This window comes from Tenacibaculum sp. IMCC1, from assembly GCF_054906355.1.
On the sequence record NZ_CM142818.1, the window covers coordinates 112,961 to 135,056 of the forward strand.

At 31.5% G+C, this 22,096-nt stretch carries 21 protein-coding genes; 16 read left to right on the plus strand and 5 right to left on the minus strand.

Going from position 1 to position 22,096, the window contains the following annotated elements:
- Nucleotides 1-16 precede the first annotated feature (16 nt).
- Nucleotides 17-1,744: a sodium:solute symporter family protein gene (locus ACXIHB_RS00535; RefSeq protein WP_462098638.1), complete on the minus strand. Its 1,728-nt coding sequence runs from the start codon at nt 1,742-1,744 to the stop codon at nt 17-19.
- Nucleotides 1,745-1,873: 129 nt separating this feature from the next.
- Between ACXIHB_RS00535 and pfkA the strand changes: the two genes are divergently transcribed.
- The 3 genes from pfkA (at nt 1,874) to ACXIHB_RS00550 (ending at nt 4,302) form a co-directional block, all read left to right on the plus strand.
- Nucleotides 1,874-2,857, plus strand: a complete 984-nt coding sequence (gene pfkA / locus ACXIHB_RS00540; RefSeq protein ID WP_047789124.1) for a 6-phosphofructokinase — start codon at nt 1,874-1,876, stop codon at nt 2,855-2,857.
- A gap of 23 nt (nt 2,858-2,880) precedes the next feature.
- On the plus strand, nt 2,881-3,873 hold the full coding sequence (gene gap / locus ACXIHB_RS00545; RefSeq protein WP_047789123.1) for a type I glyceraldehyde-3-phosphate dehydrogenase: 993 nt from the start codon (nt 2,881-2,883) through the stop codon (nt 3,871-3,873).
- Between the two features lie 66 nt (nt 3,874-3,939).
- Complete coding sequence (locus ACXIHB_RS00550) at nt 3,940-4,302, plus strand: methylglyoxal synthase (protein WP_047789122.1); 363 nt, start codon at nt 3,940-3,942, stop codon at nt 4,300-4,302.
- A 55-nt stretch (nt 4,303-4,357) separates the two neighbouring features.
- On the opposite strand, the gene ACXIHB_RS00555 is transcribed toward ACXIHB_RS00550, so the two are convergent.
- Nucleotides 4,358-4,738: a RidA family protein gene (locus ACXIHB_RS00555; protein WP_159491503.1), complete on the minus strand. Its 381-nt coding sequence runs from the start codon at nt 4,736-4,738 to the stop codon at nt 4,358-4,360.
- Nucleotides 4,739-4,801: 63 nt separating this feature from the next.
- The gene (locus ACXIHB_RS00560) at nt 4,802-7,504 is read right to left on the minus strand and encodes a putative LPS assembly protein LptD (RefSeq protein WP_201285024.1); all 2,703 of its coding nucleotides are present in this window, start codon (nt 7,502-7,504) and stop codon (nt 4,802-4,804) included.
- Nucleotides 7,505-7,598: 94 nt separating this feature from the next.
- On the opposite strand from ACXIHB_RS00560, the gene ACXIHB_RS00565 reads away from it, so the two are divergent.
- The 13 genes from ACXIHB_RS00565 (at nt 7,599) to ACXIHB_RS00625 (ending at nt 20,627) form a co-directional block, all read left to right on the plus strand.
- Nucleotides 7,599-8,783, plus strand: coding sequence for an N-acetylmuramoyl-L-alanine amidase family protein (locus ACXIHB_RS00565; protein WP_053056673.1), 1,185 nt, complete (start codon nt 7,599-7,601; stop codon nt 8,781-8,783).
- 65 nt (nt 8,784-8,848) lie between these two features.
- Entirely contained in the window at nt 8,849-9,814 is a 966-nt protein-coding gene (locus tag ACXIHB_RS00570) for an MlaD family protein (protein WP_047789120.1), read from the plus strand.
- 89 nt (nt 9,815-9,903) lie between these two features.
- Nucleotides 9,904-11,223 carry a 4Fe-4S dicluster domain-containing protein gene (locus ACXIHB_RS00575; RefSeq protein ID WP_047789119.1) on the plus strand — a complete coding sequence of 440 codons (1,320 nt, stop codon included), beginning with the start codon at nt 9,904-9,906 and terminating at the stop codon, nt 11,221-11,223.
- 71 nt (nt 11,224-11,294) lie between these two features.
- Nucleotides 11,295-12,074 carry a (Fe-S)-binding protein gene (locus ACXIHB_RS00580; protein ID WP_073183794.1) on the plus strand — a complete coding sequence of 260 codons (780 nt, stop codon included), beginning with the start codon at nt 11,295-11,297 and terminating at the stop codon, nt 12,072-12,074.
- Between the two features lie 98 nt (nt 12,075-12,172).
- The gene (locus tag ACXIHB_RS00585) at nt 12,173-12,577 is read left to right on the plus strand and encodes a hypothetical protein (protein WP_462098639.1); all 405 of its coding nucleotides are present in this window, start codon (nt 12,173-12,175) and stop codon (nt 12,575-12,577) included.
- A gap of 88 nt (nt 12,578-12,665) precedes the next feature.
- Complete coding sequence (gene menA / locus ACXIHB_RS00590; RefSeq protein WP_462098640.1) at nt 12,666-13,625, plus strand: 1,4-dihydroxy-2-naphthoate octaprenyltransferase; 960 nt, start codon at nt 12,666-12,668, stop codon at nt 13,623-13,625.
- Nucleotides 13,626-13,647: 22 nt separating this feature from the next.
- On the plus strand, nt 13,648-14,466 hold the full coding sequence (locus ACXIHB_RS00595) for a DUF4349 domain-containing protein (protein ID WP_047789116.1): 819 nt from the start codon (nt 13,648-13,650) through the stop codon (nt 14,464-14,466).
- Between the two features lie 4 nt (nt 14,467-14,470).
- Nucleotides 14,471-15,148, plus strand: a complete 678-nt coding sequence (locus tag ACXIHB_RS00600; RefSeq protein ID WP_047789115.1) for a metal-dependent hydrolase — start codon at nt 14,471-14,473, stop codon at nt 15,146-15,148.
- A gap of 23 nt (nt 15,149-15,171) precedes the next feature.
- Nucleotides 15,172-15,690: an SRPBCC family protein gene (locus ACXIHB_RS00605; protein ID WP_047789114.1), complete on the plus strand. Its 519-nt coding sequence runs from the start codon at nt 15,172-15,174 to the stop codon at nt 15,688-15,690.
- An 11-nt stretch (nt 15,691-15,701) separates the two neighbouring features.
- Nucleotides 15,702-16,739, plus strand: coding sequence for an o-succinylbenzoate synthase (locus tag ACXIHB_RS00610; RefSeq protein ID WP_462098641.1), 1,038 nt, complete (start codon nt 15,702-15,704; stop codon nt 16,737-16,739).
- Between the two features lie 2 nt (nt 16,740-16,741).
- Nucleotides 16,742-17,683, plus strand: a complete 942-nt coding sequence (locus tag ACXIHB_RS00615; RefSeq protein ID WP_159491495.1) for a CPBP family intramembrane glutamic endopeptidase — start codon at nt 16,742-16,744, stop codon at nt 17,681-17,683.
- A 13-nt stretch (nt 17,684-17,696) separates the two neighbouring features.
- On the plus strand, nt 17,697-18,752 hold the full coding sequence (locus ACXIHB_RS00620; RefSeq protein WP_462098642.1) for an AMP-binding protein: 1,056 nt from the start codon (nt 17,697-17,699) through the stop codon (nt 18,750-18,752).
- Nucleotides 18,753-18,851: 99 nt separating this feature from the next.
- On the plus strand, nt 18,852-20,627 hold the full coding sequence (locus ACXIHB_RS00625) for a vWA domain-containing protein (RefSeq protein WP_462098643.1): 1,776 nt from the start codon (nt 18,852-18,854) through the stop codon (nt 20,625-20,627).
- A gap of 32 nt (nt 20,628-20,659) precedes the next feature.
- On the opposite strand, the gene ACXIHB_RS00630 is transcribed toward ACXIHB_RS00625, so the two are convergent.
- Together ACXIHB_RS00630 and ACXIHB_RS00635 are read right to left on the minus strand one after the other, a co-directional pair.
- Complete coding sequence (locus ACXIHB_RS00630) at nt 20,660-21,262, minus strand: hypothetical protein (RefSeq protein ID WP_349265536.1); 603 nt, start codon at nt 21,260-21,262, stop codon at nt 20,660-20,662.
- 91 nt (nt 21,263-21,353) lie between these two features.
- Complete coding sequence (locus ACXIHB_RS00635; RefSeq protein WP_462098644.1) at nt 21,354-22,076, minus strand: YebC/PmpR family DNA-binding transcriptional regulator; 723 nt, start codon at nt 22,074-22,076, stop codon at nt 21,354-21,356.
- Nucleotides 22,077-22,096: the final 20 nt, after the last annotated feature.

Sequence of the window (22,096 nt, forward strand, 5' to 3'; positions counted from 1 at the left end):
GTAAGTACTAATTGTGTTAAGAAACAAACTTCCATATTTTTCTTAAAATTAAAATACAAATTAAGGAGATTGTTGAAAGTGTTGCAGCTAGAGTTGTTTCACCATAAATCCAATTTCCAGAGGCGAATAAGAAGCTGTAAATACCTATAGTTCCAGTTATAAACCCTAAAATTTTATATCCAACATTTTTAAATTTATTTTCGTTCTCAAAAATAAGACTATCAAATTTTTCTAAGGTTTTAGTATTGGTGGGGCTTGTTAAAAGAGTTACAATAACCCAACCTGCAGTAGTAACCAAAACGCCAATGATTAATTGCCAATATCCCGCAATTTGAGTAAATGGAATCTCCATTTTTCCATTGATAAAAAAGAAAACAGCAATTATAAAAGATATGGCCATTGCAGCAATTTCACTATATGGGTTAATTCTACTCCAAAACCAACGTAAAATAAATAACAGTCCAGTTCCTGCACCAATTTGTAGCAGCAAATCGAAAACTCCTTTAGCTGATTGTAAATAGAAAGAAAAAAGAGCAGCACACAACATTAAAACTATAGTTGATATTCTTCCAACTACTACCTTTTGCTTTTCAGAAGCATTTTTATTGATAAACCTACTGTAAAAATCATTTACGATGTATGAACTTCCCCAATTTAATTGAGTAGAAATTGTACTCATAAAAGCAGCTATTAAAGAGGTTAATACAATTCCTAATAATCCAGCAGGTAAGTAGGTCATCATTGCAGCATAAGCCACATCGTGTCCTTGCATTTCAGTTGTTAAACTAGGAAATGCTTGATTCATACTATCCAAACTTGGAAAAATAATTAATGAAGCAAGTCCAACAATAATCCATGGCCAAGGTCGTAATGCATAATGGGCAAAATTGAAAAATAAAGTAGCCCAAGTAGCATTTTTTTCATCTTTAGCAGCTAACATACGTTGCGCAATATAACCACCACCACCAGGTTCAGCTCCAGGATACCAAGTACTCCACCATTGTACAGCAAAAGGAATTATAAATAAAGTAATTAATGCTTCTTTATCTGAGAAATCAGGAAACATTGCTAGTTTGTCACTTACGTTAGGATGTGTCAATAAATTTGAAAGTCCGTCAATTTCTGGTAAACCAACAATATATATAGTAGCCCAAATAGAACCAACCATAGCAATTAAAAACTGGACAAAATCAGTAAGTAAAACACCTTTTAATCCACCTAAAGAAGAGTAAATAACAATAACTATTGAAGAATAAAAAAGTGTTTCTTCTTGTGATATGCCTAATAAAATATTAGCAATTTTAGCTCCGGCTAAACAAACCCCTGCCATTGTAATTACGTTAAAAATTACACCTAAATAAATAGCTCTAAAGCCTCTTAAAAAGCTAGCCATCTTACCAGAGTAACGTAGCTCATAGAACTCTAAATCGGTAGTTATTCCTGATTTTCTCCATAGTTTAGCATAAAAAAATACGGTAAGCATTCCTGTAAGAAGCATTGCCCACCAAACCCAGTTACCAGAAACACCGTTTTCTCTAACTAATTCAGTAACCAATCCAGGAGTATCAGCAGCAAATGTAGTTGCAACCATAGAAACCCCTAACAACCACCATGGCATATTTCTTCCTGATAAAAAGAATTCGGAACTGTTCTTTCCTGCTGATTTTGAACTCCAAAGACCAATAAGCAATGAAAGAATAAAAAAACCGAAAATAATAATATAATCAAGAGAGGTTAATAACATAGTTTGTTTTATTTGTTGGCTAAAAGTAACCAAATAATATTAAACGTTAAACTTCAATTAAAAAGCAAAATGAATTTATTGTTTTTTATTAAAAAATGACTAAAATTGAGTAAATTTGATATTCGTTTTATGAGAAAAATTAAAAAAATAGCAGTGATGACTTCTGGAGGGGATGCTCCAGGAATGAATGCCGCGATACGATCTGTTGTAAGGACTTGTGCTTATTACCGAACGGATTGTATGGGAATTTACAGAGGATATCAAGGGTTGATTGAAGGAGATTTAATTCCGTTGACCGCTAGAAGTGTTAATAATATTATTCACAAGGGAGGTACCATTTTAAAATCGGCTCGTTCAAAAGATTTTAGAACTAAAGAAGGACGTCAAAAAGCCTATGAAAGTCTAAAAAAGAACAATGTAGATGCCTTAGTGGTGATTGGGGGAGATGGTTCTTTCACAGGAGGAGTTATTTTTAATCAAGAGTTCAATTTTCCTATAATAGGAATTCCTGGAACCATAGATAATGATATTTCAGGAACAAGTCATACACTTGGTTACGATACAGCTTTGAATACAGCTGTAGAAGCAATTGATAAAATTAGAGATACTGCATCTTCTCATAATCGACTTTTCTTTGTTGAGGTTATGGGGCGTGATGCAGGATTTATAGCATTAAACGCTGGTGTTGGGGCAGGAGCAGAAGAGATTTTAATTCCTGAAGAAGACTTAGGGTTAGAAAGAATGTTGGAATCTTTGAAGAAGAGTAGAAGGTCAGGGAAATCGTCAAGTATCGTAGTAGTTTCGGAAGGAGATAAAACTGGTAAAAATGTATTTGAATTAGCTGATTATGTGGAAGAAAACTTACCTGAATATGAAGTAAGGGTTTCTGTGTTAGGACATATGCAGCGAGGAGGTTCTCCATCATGTTTTGATAGAGTTTTAGCAAGTAGATTAGGAGTAAGTGCTGTAGAACTTTTACTTGATGGAAAGACAAACTTGATGGTAGGGTTAAAAGATAATAAAGTAATTTCTACCGATTTAGAAAAAGCAATCAAAGGTCAACATAATATTGATACCGAATTATTACGCGTATCAGATATTATGACCACTTAAACAAGAATATAAAATTTTAAATAATGATAAAAATAGGAATTAACGGATTTGGAAGAATTGGTCGATTAGCATTCCGTTCTGCAATAAAAAGAGACAACATTCAAGTTGTGGCTATTAACGATTTGTTAGATGTAGATTATTTAGCCTATTTGTTGAAGTATGATTCTGTTCATGGACGATTTGAAGGAGATGTTGAAGTGAAAGATGGAAATTTAGTTGTAAATGGACAAACAATAAGAATCACTGCTGAAAGAAACCCTGAGAACCTTAAATGGAATGAAGCAGGAGCAGAATATGTAATCGAATCTACAGGTTTTTTTACTGATAAAGATAAAGCAGCAATGCATATTACAGGTGGAGCGAAGAAAGTAATTATTTCAGCACCTTCAAAAGATGCTAATATGTATGTAATGGGAGTAAATCATAAAGAGTTAACAGCTGATGAAACTATTTTTTCAAATGCTTCATGTACTACAAACTGTTTAGGACCATTAACAAAAGTTATCCACGATAATTTTGGATTGAAAGAGGGATTAATGACTACAGTTCATGCTGCGACATCAACACAAAATACCGTTGACGGACCTAATAAGAAATGGAGAAGAGGACGTTCGGTAGTAAATAATATTATTCCTACGTCAACAGGGGCGGCAAAAGCAGTAACGAAAGTTATTCCAGAGTTAGAAGGTAAATTAACGGGTATGGCAGTTAGAGTTCCTGTGGCAGATGTTTCTTTAGTAGATTTAACGTTTAGAACAGATAAAGCGACTTCGTTAAAAGAAATTTTAGCAACATTAAAAGAGGCTTCAGAAGGAGAGTTTAAAGGGATTATTGGATATACTGAAGATGAGGTGGTGTCACAAGACTTTGTTTCAGAAACAAGAACATCTGTAATTGATGCTGATGCTTGTTTAGAGTTAAACGAGAACTTTTTCAAGGTAATTTCTTGGTATGATAATGAGTATGGATATGCTACTAAAATTGTAGATTTATTAGAGTATTCGGCTTCTTTATAAAAGCATAAAATATTTTGTAATATTGTATTCCCGCTTTTGGCGGGAATACTTTTTTAAACACTATTTATGGAAATAGCAATTATAGCACATGATGGAATGAAAGCTGAAATGGTTCAGTTTTTAAATGAACACAAAGAAGTTTTACGTCAAAAAAGTGTTCGGTTAATAGCTACAGGTACAACAGGAGAAAAAGCAGAAAAAGCAGGTTTTGAAGTAACAAAATTTTTATCAGGACCTATTGGAGGTGATGCGCAAATTGCTGGTAGAGTAGCAGAAGGAAAATGTCAAATGGTATTGTTTTTTAGAGACCCTTTAGCAAAGCATCCACACGAACCAGATATTTCTATGTTAATGCGTTTGTGTGATGTACATGATGTTCCGTTAGCAACAAATCCATCAACGGCAGAATTATTAATAAAAGCGATATAATAAAAAATCCACTTTCAAAAGTGGATTTTTTATTTATTCATGTTTTGAGATTGTCTTACTTAACAGCAATCATACTAATTTCTACATTTACAAACTTAGGGAGGTTAGCAACTTCTACTGTTTCACGAGCAGGAGCTGTAGCGTCATTAAAATACTCACCGTAAACAGCATTAATTTTTGAAAAGTTATGCATGTCTGAAATAAAAATAGAAGTTTTAATAACGTTTTCAAAAGTCATACCAGCAGCAGCTAATACTTCTTTCATGTTTTGCATTACTTGTTTGGTTTCTGCTTCAATAGAATCTAAAACTAATTCGCCAGTTTCAGGGTTAATAGCTATTTGTCCAGAAGTGTATAAAGTATTTCCACTAAGTACAGCTTGGTTATATGGACCAATTGGAGCTGGAGCTTTGTCTGTTGTGATTATTTTTTTCATTTTAGTTTGAGTTTATAAAGTTGTTTGCTTTGTTAAAAGGGAAAAGTTAGATTTTTCTAACTTCTAAAATAAAACTCTATCTGGTGGTTTATTTTTATCCCACTTTAAATCGCTCAATACTGAAGATTTCACTCCAATAAAGAAATTGTATGAAGAATTAACACCAAAAGGAGTCCAGTTAAAGTTGAATCGCCAACTATCTAAATCTCTAGAAAAGTTTAATCTAGTGTAGGTGAAAGCGTTGTCTTTAATATCGTAACCAGAAGAAAAACCAACTTTCCATTTAGGCGAAAGTTCAACATCGCCGCTAAACATTAATGTATTATTACCTATTTGACTTGTTAACCCGTTATTTGTATAACTCATACTGTAAGCTAAATTAAGAGTCCAAGGTATTTTGGCTTTGTATAGTTCTGTTTCTTTTGTTTCGCTTTCTTCATTTTTGTTATTAGTGTTGTTAGGAAATCCATTAGTAGGTCCTATACCTTCCCCAAAAACATCAGGAGTGTCTTGTGCTCCATTACCGTTTTTATCATCATTACTATCTCCACCATCTTTGTTTTTTTCAAAATCTTTACTAGAAATAGAGTAATTAGCTGTTACTCCCAAATTAGTCATTCTAAAGATATTGCCATTAATTTTATTTATTCTTTGGCCTTTACTGTTTACTTGATACGGGTCGAAGGTAGCATTCATATTTAAAGCTAGTTTATCTTTAAAAAGACGTGTACCAGCATTGGCTCTTACAGGAGACCAACGTACACTGTCTAAGGCTAAATTATAGCTTGTGCTAAAATTTAAGTTGTTAAGAATGGTGATTTTTTTATCTTCTTCATCACTATCGGGGTCTTTTGGGGCTACTTTAGCTTCTAAAACATTGTTTACAGAAATACCAATAGAGTTTGAAACTCCACTTCCAGGTGTTCCATAAATACCGCCTTCAAAGGGAGAGTAGGTTAGTAAGTCACTTGGATCAGAACTTTGGCGTACTGTTAAATCGTAATCATCAGCAAAATTTGGACGATATCCGTATGAAATAGAGGGTCTAATTGTATGTCGAATAGCCTTTAAACGTCCTTTTTTAAAGTTAAATGTACCATAAATATTGGTAGATAAAGAAACACCAAAATTATATTCATTATAACGTGTAAAACCACTAATAGTGTCGTTAACTGCCGCTCCTAAATTACCGTCTTTGTTTACTGCGGTAGGATCATATCTCTTTTTAATTTGGTCAAAATACCAAACATCTTTATAATTTACACTAGGTGATAGTGTAAAATATTTAAAAGCTTTTAAACTGGTGTTGGTGCTTAAATTATGTTGAATCCCTTTTTTTGCCGTTTGAAACATTTTAGCAGTGAAAAATTCGTCATCTGTGGTGTTAATTTGATATTGCCCCTGCATACTATAATTCAATCCCATTTTTTGAATAGGATTCTTTTTAATTCCTCCTTTACCTGCAAATGGATAAATACGATCCATATTAAGTTGTAAAGAAGGAAGCGTCATAGTAATTGATTCTGTATTGGTGTTTTGTGAATGAGTAGCAGTTACGCTAAGGTTAAAAGGAGTGCCTACAAAATTTTTATAATAAGAAATAGACGAATTTAATGTGTTGTTTAAGAACTGAGAACTATTAAATTCATTTAAAGATTGACGGTAGTACTTACTGCTACCTAAGTTAACAGAGGCAGAAAAACGAGAGTTTGGACTCGCCTTAGAATCTTGACTATGACTCCATCTAAGGTTAAAATTGGTGGATTTTTGATAATCGCTGAGACCACGTATTCCTTGAATAATGTTTTCAAAACGAGCACTAAAACTTCCACTAAATTTATAGCGCACATAATAGTTAGAGGAAGCATTTAACCCCCAACTGCCATTGGTGTATAAATCTCCTAATACAGTTAAATCAAAGTAATCACTTAGTGCAAAGTAATAACCTCCATTTTGCATAAAAAAACCTTGGTTATTACTTTCCCCCCAAGAAGGAATAATAAAACCAGAAGTTCTTTTGTCTGTTAAAGGAAAATAAGCAAAGGGTAAATATACAGGAGTAGGAACATCTGCTAATACTAAATTACTACCACCAACTATAATTTTCTTACCAGGTACTAGTTTTGCCTTATTTGTTTGAATATAATAATCTGGTATTTTCTTTTTTGAAGTGGTAAATCGTAACCTTCTCATGTATATAGTGGAGTCATTTACTCGTTTTGTTTTTTCACCATAAGTAATAATTCCACCTTGATTTGTTTTAACACCGTAAACTAAAGCTTTTTTAGTTTTAAAGTTAAATAAAATAGAATCTTGTTCCGATTCTTGTCCACCTTGTTTAAACTGAGGTCTTTGATGGTATCCTGTACTATCTTTTATACCTTTAGCATATACCATATTATTCTTATAGTCTAAAATAATAATTCCAGCTTTTAAATCAATATCGGTGTATGTTACATGAGCTTTGTTGTATAAAGTAATTGTTTTATTTTTAGTACTTTGTATGGTGTAATCTTCAGCATCGTGGGTAATAATACCATCAATAACTTCTTTAGGCTTAATAGAGTCATTAACAATTGTGTCTCTTTTCTTATAAACAAGGTCGTTATTTTTTAACCCTATTAAAGTATCTTTAGCAGTATTATATGTAGAATCTTTATTAGTTTTTTGAATATTTATAGCCTCCTTAATAGGTTCTTGGGCAATACTTAATTGAAAACAAAAAAGAGATAGGGCTAAAAGTATGTAAGTTGGATTTGCTCGCAATATTATTAATACTATTTTTGTGTTATATTTAAAAACTTTGGCGTGTTATTTGAATGCCTATATTTTAAAAACCAAAAATAGTTAAATTTTATTGATGCAATTCTTAAATTTCCGTAAATATAATATATCAAAATCATGCTTAATTATTCTTACTTCTTTAACAGTTTTGTTAGGGAGTATAGCGTCGGTTTCAGCTCAAAAAAAGTATACTGTTGTTTTAGATGCTGGTCATGGAGGTAAAGATCCTGGAAACTTAGGGAATGGTTACAGAGAAAAAAACATAGCTTTAAGAGTAGCATTAGATGTAGGAAAAGAGCTATCAACATCAAAAGATATACAAGTAGTTTATACTCGAAAAAAAGATGTTTTTGTAGAATTACATAATCGAGCTAAAATTGCAAATGATAAAAAAGCAGATTTATTTGTATCTATACATTGTGATGCTTTTAGAAGATCTGATCCGCATGGAGCAAGTACGTTTGTTTTAGGATTGAGTGGAAACAAAGAAAACTTAGAGATTGCTAAAAAAGAGAACTCGGTAATATTATTAGAAGACAATTATAAACAAAATTACGATTATGATCCGAATTCACCAGAATCAGTTATTGGATTATCTGTACTTCAAGAAGAAAATTTAGAAAATAGTTTAGGTATTGCAGGTTTGGTACAAAATAACTTTGTAGCAATAAAAAGAAATAATCGAAAAGTAAAGCAAGCAAATTTTTTAGTTTTAAGAGAAACAGTAATGCCCAGTGTTTTAATAGAACTAGGGTTTTTAACAAATAAAAATGAAGGAAAGTTTTTAAACTCTAGAAAAGGGCAGCTAAAGATGGCAAAATCAATAGCGCAGGCAATTAGAAAATACTTTGAACGTTTAAAATTAAATACAATTAGTGAAACTATAACGGTAAACGCACCGCTAGTTGAAAATGAAGTAGTAAATAAGGTTGCAGAAAAAGATATACAAGTTGTAAAAAAAGATAACATTTTAGAAAAAAAAGCATCTCTATCAAAACCTATATCTGCTAAAGTGATGTTTAGAATACAAGTAGCCGCATCAAGAAAAAAACTTTCAACAAGTAGTTTTAAAGGATTAGAAAATGTAGAGTATTTATTTATAGATAATTATTATAAATATTATTATGGAAACTTACCAAGTTTGTCAGAAATAAAAAAAGTTTTACCCAAAGTAAGAAGTAAAGGTTATAAAGATGCTTGGATTGTAGCTTTTAAAAACGGAAAACGAATTTCAATAAAAGAAGCATTGAAAAACCGTTAATTTAGAGGTATTCTATATATATACTCGCAAAATTATTATTATTTTCGCTCGTATAAATATATTCTATGTCTAAAGAACTAAAAACAGGAATTGTTGCTGTCGTTGTTATTGCACTATTTATTTGGGGTTATAATTTCTTAAAAGGACAAGATTTGTTCAGTGCAAACACAAGGCACTTTTTTGTAGAGTACAATAATATCAATGGTCTAAATGAAGCAAGTTCAGTTACTATTAATGGATTGAAAGTTGGAAAAGTTGATGAAATTCGTTTCAATCAAAACCCAGATAAAAAAGGAAATTTAATAGTAAAAATTTCATTAGACACTGACTTTAATTTTTCTAAAAACAGTATCGCTAAAATATATTCGGCAAGCTTAATGGGAGGGCAAAACTTAGCAATTGTGCCTAAGTATGACGGAGAAGTAGCAAAATCAGGAGATTACTTAAACGGAGAAGTTGAATCGGACATATTCTCATCTGTTGGAGAGAAATTAAACCCCATTCAAGCTAAATTAGAAAACGTATTAGTAGGAGCAGACTCCTTACTTATTGGGTTTAATCAAGTATTAGATGAAAAATCAAGAAAAAGCTTAAATAGAAGTATATTAGGCTTAGAAGGTACCATATATGATGTACGTAAAACTTTAGCTTCGGTTAATACATTATTGGCAAATAATAAAGAAAATTTAAATAAAACCTTTGAGAATACTAAAAAAATTACAGATAACTTTTCAAAAGTATCTGATGATTTGGCGAAAGCTAACTTAGGAGAATCGGTAAAAAAGCTTGAAGCAACTCTTGCAAATGTTAATGGCTTGTTAGCCAACATGAAATCAGGAAAAGGAACTTTAGGAAAGTTAATGACTGATGATAAAATGTATACTAATTTAACAAATGCCTCAAAAGAATTAGAAGAACTATTAAGAGAAATGAAATTAAACCCAAAACGTTTTGTACATTTCTCATTATTCGGAAAAAAACCAAAACCATATAACGAAGAAAACAATCAAAGCAATACAAGTAACAACTAAATAAAACAACAACTAAAAATATTCTATAACCTCTTAAAAACTGAAGAAGTAAATAGTTATAAATAGAGTAAAAAAATTAATTAAAGACAATGGAGAATTACTTGCCAAACCTCTTTTTTGCAATTATTTTAATTGCAGCTATAGGGTATTTTGTAATGAATGTTCGTAAGCTAATACGAAACATTAAATTAGGAAAAGATGTAGATAGAACTGATAGAAAGCCAGAACGATGGAAAAATATGGCTAAAATAGCTTTAGGACAATATAAAATGGTACGTCGTCCTGTTTCAGGTATTTTACATGTTGTTGTATATGTTGGGTTTATTCTAATCAATATCGAAATGTTAGAGATTGTTATTGATGGATTATTAGGAACACATCGTGTTTTTCAACCAATAATAGGAAATACATTATATGGTTTCTTAATAGGAAACTTTGAAGTATTGTCAGTACTTGTTTTAATATCTGTAACGATTTTTTGGTTCCGAAGAAATATAGAAAAAGTGAAACGTTTTTGGAATAAAGAAATGGAAGGTTGGCCTAAGAATGATGGAAATATTATTCTATATTTTGAAATGGTGTTAATGAGTTTATTCTTAGTAATGAATGCTACAGATGTTACTTTTCAGGAGGCTGGAGTAGGAAATGTAGTTTCTCAATTTATAGCTCCTTGGTTTGATGGTTTTTCTAATGAATCTTTACATACTATTGAGAAAACAGCTTGGTGGCTACACATTATAGGAATTTTAATATTCTTAAACTATTTATATTATTCTAAGCATTTACATATATTACTAGCTTTCCCAAATACATTCTATGCAAATTTAAAACCCAAAGGACAGTTTAATAATTTAGAAGCTGTAACAAAAGAGGTAAAGATGATGATGGATCCAGATGCTGATCCGTATGCTATGCCTGAAGATGGAGAAGAAGAAGGAGAACCTGAGAAATTTGGTGCTTCTGATGTGACCGATCTAAATTGGGTACAGTTAATGAATGCTTACACATGTACTGAATGTGGACGTTGTACTTCATCTTGTCCAGCAAACTTAACAGGAAAAGAATTATCACCACGTGCAATTATGATGAAAACACGTGACCGTTTAGAAGAAGTAGGAAAAAATATTGATGCAAATGGAGGTACATTTAAAGACGATGGAAAACAATTATTAAATGATTATATAACACCAGAAGAATTATGGGCTTGTACAAGTTGTAATGCCTGTGTACAAGAGTGTCCTATTGGTATTGATCCATTATCTATTATTATGGATATGCGTCGTTATTTAGTAATGGAAGAATCTGCAGCTCCGCAAGAGTTAAATATGATGATGACCAATATTGAAAATAACGGAGCACCATGGCAGTATAGTCAAATGGATAGATTAAACTGGAAAGACGAAGAATAATTTTTTAATAATTAATTATGAATTACGAGTAAGATGTAAAGCGTAAGTCATAATTTAAAAACTCACAATTTATGGTAGTACCAACAATGGCAGAAATGATGGCTCAAGGAAAACAACCTGAAGTGTTATTTTGGGTAGGAGCCGCAGGAAGTTACGATGATAGAGCAAAAAAAATAACAAGAGCCTTCGTAAAAATATTACAACAAGCAGGAGTTGACTTTGCAGTATTAGGCACCGAAGAAAGTTCAACAGGAGATGCAGCAAAACGAGCAGGGAATGAGTTTTTATTTCAAATGCAAGCTGTTACAAATATTGAAATTTTAAACGCTTACGAAATAAAAACAATTGTAACTTGCGATCCGCATTCATTTAATACATTAAAAAATGAATATCCTGAATTAGGAGGAAAGTATAAAGTATATCATCATACTCAATATATTAGCAAGTTAATCAAAGAAGGACGTTTAACTATTGAAGATGAAAATTTAAACGGTAAGCGTTTAACGTATCACGATCCATGTTATTTAGGACGTGCAAATGATGTATATGAAAGTCCACGTGAATTAATTCGTCGTTTAGGAGTAAAAATGACTGAGATGAAACGTCATAAGTCAACAGCATTATGTTGTGGAGCTGGAGGAGCACAAATGTTTAAAGAACCTGAAAGAGGAGATAAAGATATTAACGTGTTAAGAACAGAAGATGCTTTAGAAACAAATCCACAAATTATTGCTACCGGTTGTCCTTACTGTAATACCATGATGACTGACGGTGTAAAATTCAAAGAAAAAGAATCGCAAATACAAGTAAAAGACATTGCAGAGTTAATTGCAGAAGCAAATAACCTTTAGTAAAGAAATATAAAGTTTTCTTAAAAGTGTGTTACGAGAGTAGCACACTTTTTTCTTTGTAGTAAGTTTGTTGAAAAATAATTCGAAAACAAAAAAGAATGAGACACCTTTTTACCCTTTTATGCCTAGTGTTATTAATATCGTGTGATGACACCGATTTATCTCTTGACGGAAATGGAAACTTGGCAACAATAACATTTAATATTACAAGTACAAGTAATGACAACAATGGAAGAATTAAAACTGTTTTTCTAGAATCAGGTTTCTTTAAGTATGATAACACTATAACAACTAATGTTTTTCCTTATAAGAAATCGTATACAGATGAAATTAATTTTGCAGCTAATTTAGCTTTTGAATATGAAGATAAAGCCACAGATAATTTTAGTGTTTATACAATAACAATGGAAATTCTTAGAGATAATGTTTTGGTAGACAAAAGAGAATATTTTATAGATAAACCAGGAACAAAAGTAGGTTTTGATGCTGTAGTAAATAAATAAACGATTCATATAGTTGAAGATAAAAGGAAAGCTAAGCTTTCCTTTTTTTATGTCTAAAAAACTTATCTTTGAAAATCATACTATCTCAATGAAAAACTATATAAAAGCAGCACGTTTACGTACATTACCCTTATCGGTTTCAGGAATTATTTTAGGAAGTTTTTTAGGGGTTTGGCAACCTATACAAACTTCATTAGCTGAGCTTGATGTTGTTGATAAAACATATTTTAAAGTTAAACATATCGAGGTTTTTCCTTCAATATATATATTTTTACTTGCTATATTAACCACTATTGGTTTTCAAGTACTATCTAATTTTGCTAATGATTATGGAGATGGTGTAAAAGGGACGGATAATCAAAGAGAAGGAGAAGCACGTATGGTAGCTTCAGGAGCGATTACTCCAAAACAAATGAAAAATGCAATGATTGTTACAGGAGTTATTACAACTATTATTGCACTACTACTAATTTATGTTTCCTTTGGAAAAGACAACTTTTTGTATTCAATAATTTTTTTCGGGTTAGGGATAGCTTCGATAGTAGCAGCCATAAAATATACCGTTGGGAAATCAGCTTATGGTTATAGCGGGTTTGGAGATGTTTTTGTTTTTGTCTTTTTCGGATTGTTAGCAGTCGTTGGAACCTATTTTTTATATACAAAACAATTGAACTTTATCATTTTTTTACCAGCAATTACAGTTGGATTGTTGAGTACAGCGGTATTGAACTTAAACAATATGCGAGATAGAGAGAATGATGCGGTATCAGGAAAAAATACGCTTGTGGTAAAAATGGGAGCAGAATCTGCAAAAATGTATCATTACTTTTTAATTGTAGCGTCTTTTATAGTTGCATTACTGTACACGGTAATTACGTTTAAATCACCATATCAATTCTTATTTATTATAGCTTATATTCCTCTACTAAAACATTTAGTTTTTGTCTATAAAAACAAAGAAGAAACCTTGTTAGATGGAGAGTTAAAAAAAGTAGCTCTTAGTACCTTTTTATTTTCAATTTTATTCGGATTAGGTCAAATTTTGTAACTTCCCAAGAAAATTTAACACTATGAGAACTATTTTAGTTTTTTTCGGAACGTTTCTATTATTTATTAGCTGTAATAGTAAAGGAGCGAATCCAACCTCTTATGGAGAGCTTAAAACTTCAGGAAATTTTGACATTACCAAAGAAATTGTAGAAGCATCAGAAGTTGCATCAGAGAATAAAGAAGTAACAATTGAAAGAAAACTTATTAAAACAGGAGATATTTCTTTTGAAACAGATAATTTATTAGAAACAAGAAATTATATAGAGCAAGCAGTAAAAAAATATAACGGATACATTTCTGCTGATAACGAGTACAAATCTTCTCAAAATATTACTTCAAATTTAACGGTTCGAATTCCTTCAGAAAGTTTTGATACTTTTTTAAATGAGATTTCATCAAAAGTAGCAAGGTTTGATAATAAGAATATCTCTGTTAACGATGTAACAGAGCAATTTTTGGATGTACAAGCACGTTTGAAGGTAAAAAAAGAATTAGAACAACGATATAGCGAAATACTAAAAAAGGCTAGTTCAGTAAAAGAAATTTTAGAAGTTGAGCGAGAATTAACAAATGTAAGGTCTGATATTGAATCGATGGAAGGACGTTTGAAATACTTACAAAATCAAGTGTCTTTCTCAACCCTAACAATTCGATTTTATAAAGAAGAAGTAAGTAAAGCTTATTCAAAAACTTTTGGAAGACGTATAGCAGATGCTTTTGCCAACGGAATAGACAATATAAAATGGTTTTTTATCGGTTTGGTAAACATTTGGCCATTTATACTTTTAATAGTTTTATTAATAATACTCATAAAGAAACGAATTAAACGAAAAGAATAAATACATGAAAATTACTTTTTACGGTCACGCATGTTTTGGTATTGAAATTAACGGAACACATGTGTTAGTTGACCCTTTTATAACAGGAAACCCTCTAGCATCAAATATAGATGTAGATAAAGTAAAAGCAGATTATATTTTACTTACACATGCGCATCAAGATCATGTATTAGATGTAGAACGCATAGCAGAAAGAACAGGAGCTACAATAATTTCTAATTACGAAATAGTAATGTATTATGAAACGAAAAAACTCAAAGGACATCCAGTAAATCATGGAGGTACATATAAAAATGATGTGTTTTCTGCAAAGTATGTAAATGCTATTCACACTTCTTCATTTGCAGATGGAAGTTATGGAGGGCAACCAGGAGGGTTTGTAGTAACAGCAGGAGAAAAATCCTTGTATATTTCTGGTGATACAGCAGTAACTATGGATATGAAGCTAATACCGATGTCAACAAACTTAACAGCTTCAATATTTCCGATTGGTGATAATTTTACCATGGGAGTTGACGATGCTATCATAGCCAGCGACTTAGTAATTTGTGATAAAGTAATAGGGTGTCATTTCAACACCTTTCCTCCTATAAAAATAGATATAGAAGAAGCTAAAGAAAAGTTTTCACAAGCAAAAAAAGAATTAGTGATTTTAGAAATTGGACAAACAATAACTATTTAAGCAACCTCTTTTATAAAGGTATTATGAAAATAATCAAAATAATTTTAGGTGTTATAACAGTTTTAATTCTTACATTTTTCTTAACAGGATTAGTGGTACAAGAAGTTGTTTATACCAATGAAGTAACAATTAATAAGCCTGTGAAAGAAGTTTTTTCGGATTTTCAGGATGAAGAATTGATGAAAAAATGGATGCCAGAGGTGAAATCAATTGAAACTCTAGAAGAACAACCTAATAAAATAGGTAGTAAATATAAAGTGGTTGTTGAAAATCAAGGTAAATTGGTAACTATGACAGAAGAAGTATTAGCGTATAAAGAAAATGAAAAACTTACTCTTCACTTTGATGCAGAAAATATGCTAAAAACAGATGATTATACATTTATTTCAGAAGGAAACTCAACTAAGATATTACAAACTACTACCTGTATTAGTGAATCGTATATAATGAGTTGTTTATTCCCGTACTTTAAAGGAACTCTTAAAAAAATGAGTCAACAATATTTAGAGAACTTTAAAAAAGCATCTGAAGCTCATAATTAAAACACTTACAATTGATAAAAGCTACCTACCATAAATACTTACTGAATTTTAAACAAGCAAGTGGTACCTCTCGTGGAATTTTAAGAACTAAAGAAACTTGGTTTATAATTTTAGAAAAAGAAGGAAAGAAAGGTTTTGGAGAATGCGGTTTGTTCAGAGGTTTAAGTGCTGATGATAAACCTAATTATGAAGAGAAATTACAGTGGGTGTGTAACAATATTAATTCTGGCTTAGAGAAATTATTATTTGAACTCATAGAGTTCCCATCGATACAGTTTGGATTAGAACAAGCATTTTTATCCTTAGAAAGCAAAACACCGTTTGAATTATTTCCTTCTGACTTTACTAAAGGACAACAACAAATTTCTATAAACGGATTAATTTGGATGGGAGATAAAGCCTTTATGCAGCAACAAATAAAAGATAAGTTGCAACAAGGTTTTACTACCATAAAAATGAAAATAGGAGCGATTGATTTCGATACAGAGATAGCTTTGTTACAATCAATACGAAAAGAATTTTCAGCCAAGGAAATTGAACTTCGTGTAGATGCCAATGGAGCATTTTTACCACAAAGTGCCTTAGAAAAGTTACAAAGACTATCTGAGTTAGAATTACACTCTATAGAGCAACCAATAAAACAAGGACAATGGCAAGAAATGGCAAGTTTATGTGAAAAAACTCCATTACCAATTGCGCTTGATGAAGAATTAATAGGTGTATTTTCTTTAAAAGAGAAAGAAAAATGTATAGCTACAATTCAACCTCAATACATTATTTTAAAACCTAGTTTGGTAGGAGGGTTTAAAGGAAGTAACGAATGGATTCAAATAGCATCCAACCATAATGTGGGTAATTGGATAACGAGTGCTTTGGAAAGCAATATAGGATTAAATGCAATAGCACAATGGACACATACGTTAAATAATCCGTTACCACAAGGTTTAGGAACAGGTAGTTTGTTTACCAACAATTTTGAAAGTCCGTTGGAAGTTTCAAATGGAAGTTTAGGGTATAATACGAACAAAAAATGGTACTTTAATATATAACAATGAATTTTATACAACAAGCATATAAAGGAGACAACCATTGGTACTTATACTTATTAGTTATTTTTATAGTTTTATTTGGGTGGCAGTTTATAGGTGTAATTCCTTTAGCTGTAACTGCAATTTTACATTCTGAAAGTACAAGTGAGTTTTTAAGAGCAGCAGATGATAGCTTTATGAGCTTAGGAATAAATAAAAACTTGTTTTTATTTATGATGGTGGTGATGTTTGCCGTTGGGTTAGTTTCATTGTTTTTAGGAGTAAAATACATTCATAAAAGAGCTATAAAAACAGTTATAACAAGCAGAAATAAAATAGATTGGAATCGCTTTTGGTTTGGTTTCTTTGTATGGGGAATACTATCTGTACTAGTAGTATCTTCTGACATTCTTTTAGCTCCTGAAAATTATACATGGAATTTTAAACCTCTGCCTTTTTTTACTTTAATGATAATATCGTTTTTGTTTTTACCCATTCAAACGAGTTTTGAAGAATTACTTTTTAGAGGGTATTTTATGCAAGGACTTGGTACTTGGTTTAAAAACAGATGGGTTCCATTAATAGTAACTTCTGTAGCGTTTGGTTTACTCCATGGAGCAAACCCAGAAGTAGAGAAGCTAGGGTATATTTCAATGGTTTTTTATATAGGAACGGGTTTCTTTTTCGGAATAACTACACTAATGGATGAAGGAACAGAATTAGCATTAGGTTTGCATGCTATTAATAATATTGTAGCTGCATTCTTGGTAACTACAGATTGGACCGTTTTTCAAACGGATGCTTTATTTGTAGATACTTCAGATCCTTCGGTAGGAATAGAAATGTTTTTACCAGTATTTGTTTTATATCCTTTAATGTTGCTACTGTTTTCAAAAAAATATGGCTGGAAAAATTGGAAAGAAAAACTATTTGGTAACATAGAGAAGCCGGTAATAACAAAATAGTACTCCAAATAAAGTGGACAATCTAAACTTTCATAATAGTTTTCAGTTAAATGGAAAGTCTTTTTCTAATGAAGATGAATTATTGACTTTTTCGAAGACTATAAACGATTCCGTATATCAATTTTTATCAGATTGGTTTAATGCAGAAGATTTTGTAGTAGTACAAACATCAGGTTCTACGGGAAAACCCAAACCAATTCGATTGAAAAAGGAGTTTATAATAAACTCAGCAAAAGCCACTGGAGCTTTTTTCGGGTTAAAAGAAAATACTACAGCTTTATTGTGCTTATCAACCGATTATATTGCTGGGAAAATGATGTTAGTTCGTGCATTAACCTTAGGGTGGAATATGGATATGGTTGCTCCAACATCTAAAGTAGAAATTGTAAAAGAGTATGATTTTTCTGCAATGGTGCCTTTACAATTACGAAGCTCTTTAGGAGATATAGATAAAATAAAGAAGCTTATTGTAGGAGGAGGTGTTGTAGCAAATGATTTAATTGAAGCTATTCAAAATAAATCAACTGAAATTTATGCCACTTACGGAATGACAGAAACAATTACACATATTGCTGTTAAAAAGTTAAACAATATCATTTCTAACGATAGTGAGAAATCTCACTATAAGGCACTTCCTAAAGTACAACTCTCTCAAGATAATCGAAATTGCTTAGTGATTGATGCGCCAAAAGTAGCTGAAGAGAAAATTATAACAAACGATGTAATTCGTTTGATTTCTGATACCGAATTTGAATGGTTGGGGCGTTATGACAACGTGATTAACTCTGGAGGAGTAAAGCTACATCCAGAGAAAATAGAAGAAAAACTCTCTAAAATTATTTCAAATCGCTTTTTTGTTACAGGTATCAACGATAAAAAACTAGGAGAGAAGCTAGTTTTGATAGTTGAAGGAGAGAAAAATGACGTCATTTCGAATAAAGTGAGAAATCTACTTGGGCTTACTAAGTATGAAATCCCGAAAGCAATTTATTTTGTAGAAAAATTTGTTGAGACAGAAACAAAAAAAATTCAACGAAAAAAAACACTCGTTAAAATTTTACCTCACTAAAAGGTATCGTTCACTTTTCTAATAAACTTGTTTACTCATTTAAGGTTTTATAAAAATATAGTGTTAGCTAGTTTTATGTAAACTTTAAAACGAAAAACTATGTTTAAAAAACTATTTTATGCAATGATATTATTGAGTTCAATAGCACTTGCAGCACAACAAAGAACAATAACAGGTGTAGTTTCAGATGAATCAGGTCCGTTACCAGGAGTTACTATTGTGGTAAAAGGAACTACTATTGGAATTGAAACTGATTTTGATGGTAAATACTCTATTTCAGCTACACAAGGAGATGTTTTAGTGTTTTCTTTTGTAGGAATGAAAACAGAGATGAAAACAGTAGGAAAAAGTCCGGTAATAAATGTTGTAATGAAGGGAGACAATGTATTAGATGAAGTTGTAGTGACAAGTTATGGTACTTTAAAAGGTAAAAAGGCTTTTTCTACTGGAGCTATTAGCATTAGAGGACATAATCAAATTGAAAATAGAGATTCTTATGCAGGAAGAAGTGAAAATATTTTCAGAAGCCCTGTAAACTCTCCCTTGTCTACATTTTCTATTGATGTTGATAAAGCTTCTTACAGTAATATAAGAAGAATGATTAATAGCGGTCAAAAAGTACCAAAGGAAGCAGTTAAGATTGAAGAAATGATTAATTACTTTGATTATAACTATCCGCAACCTAAAGGAAAACATCCTTTTTCAATCACTACAGAAATTGTTAGGACTCCATGGAATAAAGACACTCAGTTGATAAGAATTGGATTAAAAGGAAAAGAGTATAAACAAGAAAATTTACCAGCATCAAACTTAACTTTTTTGATAGATGTTTCAGGCTCTATGTCAGATCATAATAAATTACCTTTATTAAAATCTGCTTTTAAATTATTGGTAAATCAGTTAAGAGAAAAAGATAAAGTAGCAATTGTTGTATATGCAGGAGCAGCAGGGGTAGTTTTAAAACCTACATCAGGAAATGAAAAAGAAACAATATTAGAGGCTTTGAATCAATTAGAAGCAGGAGGCTCAACAGCAGGAGGCGAAGGAATTGAGTTAGCTTACAAACTAGCAAAGGAAAATTATATAAAAGATGGAAATAACCGAGTTATTTTAGCTACAGACGGTGATTTTAATGTAGGAGCTTCAAGCAATGCTGAAATGGAAGAGTTAATAGAGGAAAAAAGAAAATCAGGAGTTTTTCTATCAGTGTTAGGTTTTGGTTATGGAAACTACCAAGATGATAAATTAGAAATTTTAGCAGATAAGGGAAATGGAAACCATGCGTATATCGACACGATGCAAGAAGCGCAAAAGGTATTTGGTAAAGAATTTGGGGGTACTTTATATACAATTGCAAAGGATGTGAAAATTCAGGTAGAATTTAATCCAGAAAAAGTGCAAGCGTATCGTTTAATAGGATATGAAAATAGATTGTTGAATGATGAAGATTTTGTAGATGATACAAAAGATGCTGGTGAGTTAGGTAGTGGTCATACAGTAACAGCATTGTATGAAGTAATTCCTGTAGGAGTAAAAAGTAAATTTTTGAAGAAACTACCCAAATTGAAGTATACTCAAAATAAACAATTAGATAGTTTTAATAATGAATTATTAACGGTGAAGTTTAGGTATAAATTACCAAAAGGGACTAAAAGTATAGAGTTGGTAAAAACGGTTAAAAATGAACTATTGGCACCAACGAATGATATGAATTTTATTTCAGCAGTAGCTTTATTTGGAATGCAATTAAGTAAATCAAAATTTAAAAATAATTCAAAAATTGAAGATGTACTTAGTTTGATAGAAGGAGAAATAGGGGAGGATAAGGATGGTTATAAAGCAGAGTTTGTTAGATTGGTGAAAACGTATAATTAAGAATAAAAAAACAGGGCATTTAGCCCTGTTTTTTATCTATCAACATCTAAAAAATCTTTAGCGTCAAAAGCTTTTTTATAATCAATTAAACTCATTCCGAATCGTTCAGCATTATAGTTTTCTTCTTTATCTATTTTGTAAAGTTTACTTCTTCTGCTTATTTCCATAGAGTTGGCTATAAAGAAAATGGAATCGGTGGTAACGTTTGTTACTTTCACGGTAGAGTAGGCTTTGTCGGATGATTTGTATTCAACAATATCGTTAACTTGAGGGGAATTAATATAGGTAACAACATTTTTGTCATGCTGTTGTGCTGAGTAGATTCCAAAGAGAATTATAGCTCCCATTAATAAAGAACCTATCCAATGTGTAAAAGGTGTTTTAGCATTTCGTTTTACGTTGTCGTGAGCTAGTTTTAACTGTTCGCTCATATTTTTACGTTCGTACGTAGCTTTACAATGATTACATTCAGAGACTCCTTTTTTACCTATAGGAAAAATAGGGATCCAATAAATGTAAAAGTATTTACCAAAAATACTAATGGTGTGAGCGTTTTGCTGTTCGCAGTGATTACATTTTACACCGCTAACTTTTTCGCTGTGTAAATGCGCACCTTTGGTTCCGTAGAAAATCATGATTATGAGAGGTTTGGTTGGAGTAAATATATAAAAAAAATCCAACGATTATTTTCGTTGGATTTATATGTTTTGAATAAGAAGATGTTTGTTATTCTTCCATTGAATGATAAACGTTGTTTACGTCATCATCCTCTTCCAACCTTTCTAAAAGTTTGTTTACTTCTTCCTTTTGCTCATCAGAAATGGCAGTAGTGGTCGTAGGTATACGTTCAAATTCAGAAGAAAGAATTTCAATATTATTTTCTTCTAAATATTTTTGAATAGCACCAAATTGTTCAAACGGAGCATACAGCATTACCGAACTATCTTCTTCGTCGGCAAAAACTTCTTCTACTTCAAAGTCAATCATTTCCATTTCAAACTCTTCTAAATCCATACCTAATGAATCTTCTTTTACTTTAAAGTTAACCACATGGTCAAACATAAAAGCAACTGAACCAGAGGTTCCTAAGTTTCCATTACACTTGTTAAAAGCAGCACGTACATTGGCTACTGTACGGTTGTTGTTGTTAGTAGCGGTTTCTACTAAAACAGCAATTCCATGAGGTGCATATCCTTCAAATAATACTTCTTTATAGTTTTCTGTACTTTTATCAGAAGCTTTTTTAATAGCGCGCTCAACATTATCTTTAGGCATGTTGGCAGCCTTTGCATTTTGAATTACAACACGTAAACGAGAGTTGGTTTCGGGGTTTGGACCACCTTCTTTAACTGCCATAACGATATCTTTACCAATACGAGTAAAGGTTTTAGCCATAGCTGACCAACGTTTCATCTTTCTTGCTTTCCTAAATTCGAATGCTCTTCCCATGTGTATTCTGTTTTAATTTT

Bases quoted from the DNA above. Each gene is read 5' to 3' on its own strand.
- ACXIHB_RS00535 (WP_462098638.1), bottom strand. From the start codon at position 1,744: ATGTTATTAACCTCTCTTGATTATATTATTATTTTCGGTTTTTTTATT.
- pfkA (WP_047789124.1), top strand. From the start codon at position 1,874: ATGAGAAAAATTAAAAAAATAGCAGTGATGACTTCTGGAGGGGATGCT.
- gap (WP_047789123.1), top strand. From the start codon at position 2,881: ATGATAAAAATAGGAATTAACGGATTTGGAAGAATTGGTCGATTAGCA.
- ACXIHB_RS00550 (WP_047789122.1), top strand. From the start codon at position 3,940: ATGGAAATAGCAATTATAGCACATGATGGAATGAAAGCTGAAATGGTT.
- ACXIHB_RS00555 (WP_159491503.1), bottom strand. From the start codon at position 4,738: ATGAAAAAAATAATCACAACAGACAAAGCTCCAGCTCCAATTGGTCCA.
- ACXIHB_RS00565 (WP_053056673.1), top strand. From the start codon at position 7,599: ATGCAATTCTTAAATTTCCGTAAATATAATATATCAAAATCATGCTTA.
- ACXIHB_RS00570 (WP_047789120.1), top strand. From the start codon at position 8,849: ATGTCTAAAGAACTAAAAACAGGAATTGTTGCTGTCGTTGTTATTGCA.
- ACXIHB_RS00575 (WP_047789119.1), top strand. From the start codon at position 9,904: ATGGAGAATTACTTGCCAAACCTCTTTTTTGCAATTATTTTAATTGCA.
- ACXIHB_RS00580 (WP_073183794.1), top strand. From the start codon at position 11,295: ATGGTAGTACCAACAATGGCAGAAATGATGGCTCAAGGAAAACAACCT.
- ACXIHB_RS00585 (WP_462098639.1), top strand. From the start codon at position 12,173: ATGAGACACCTTTTTACCCTTTTATGCCTAGTGTTATTAATATCGTGT.
- menA (WP_462098640.1), top strand. From the start codon at position 12,666: ATGAAAAACTATATAAAAGCAGCACGTTTACGTACATTACCCTTATCG.
- ACXIHB_RS00595 (WP_047789116.1), top strand. From the start codon at position 13,648: ATGAGAACTATTTTAGTTTTTTTCGGAACGTTTCTATTATTTATTAGC.
- ACXIHB_RS00600 (WP_047789115.1), top strand. From the start codon at position 14,471: ATGAAAATTACTTTTTACGGTCACGCATGTTTTGGTATTGAAATTAAC.
- ACXIHB_RS00605 (WP_047789114.1), top strand. From the start codon at position 15,172: ATGAAAATAATCAAAATAATTTTAGGTGTTATAACAGTTTTAATTCTT.
- ACXIHB_RS00615 (WP_159491495.1), top strand. From the start codon at position 16,742: ATGAATTTTATACAACAAGCATATAAAGGAGACAACCATTGGTACTTA.
- ACXIHB_RS00625 (WP_462098643.1), top strand. From the start codon at position 18,852: ATGTTTAAAAAACTATTTTATGCAATGATATTATTGAGTTCAATAGCA.
- ACXIHB_RS00630 (WP_349265536.1), bottom strand. From the start codon at position 21,262: ATGATTTTCTACGGAACCAAAGGTGCGCATTTACACAGCGAAAAAGTT.
- ACXIHB_RS00635 (WP_462098644.1), bottom strand. From the start codon at position 22,076: ATGGGAAGAGCATTCGAATTTAGGAAAGCAAGAAAGATGAAACGTTGG.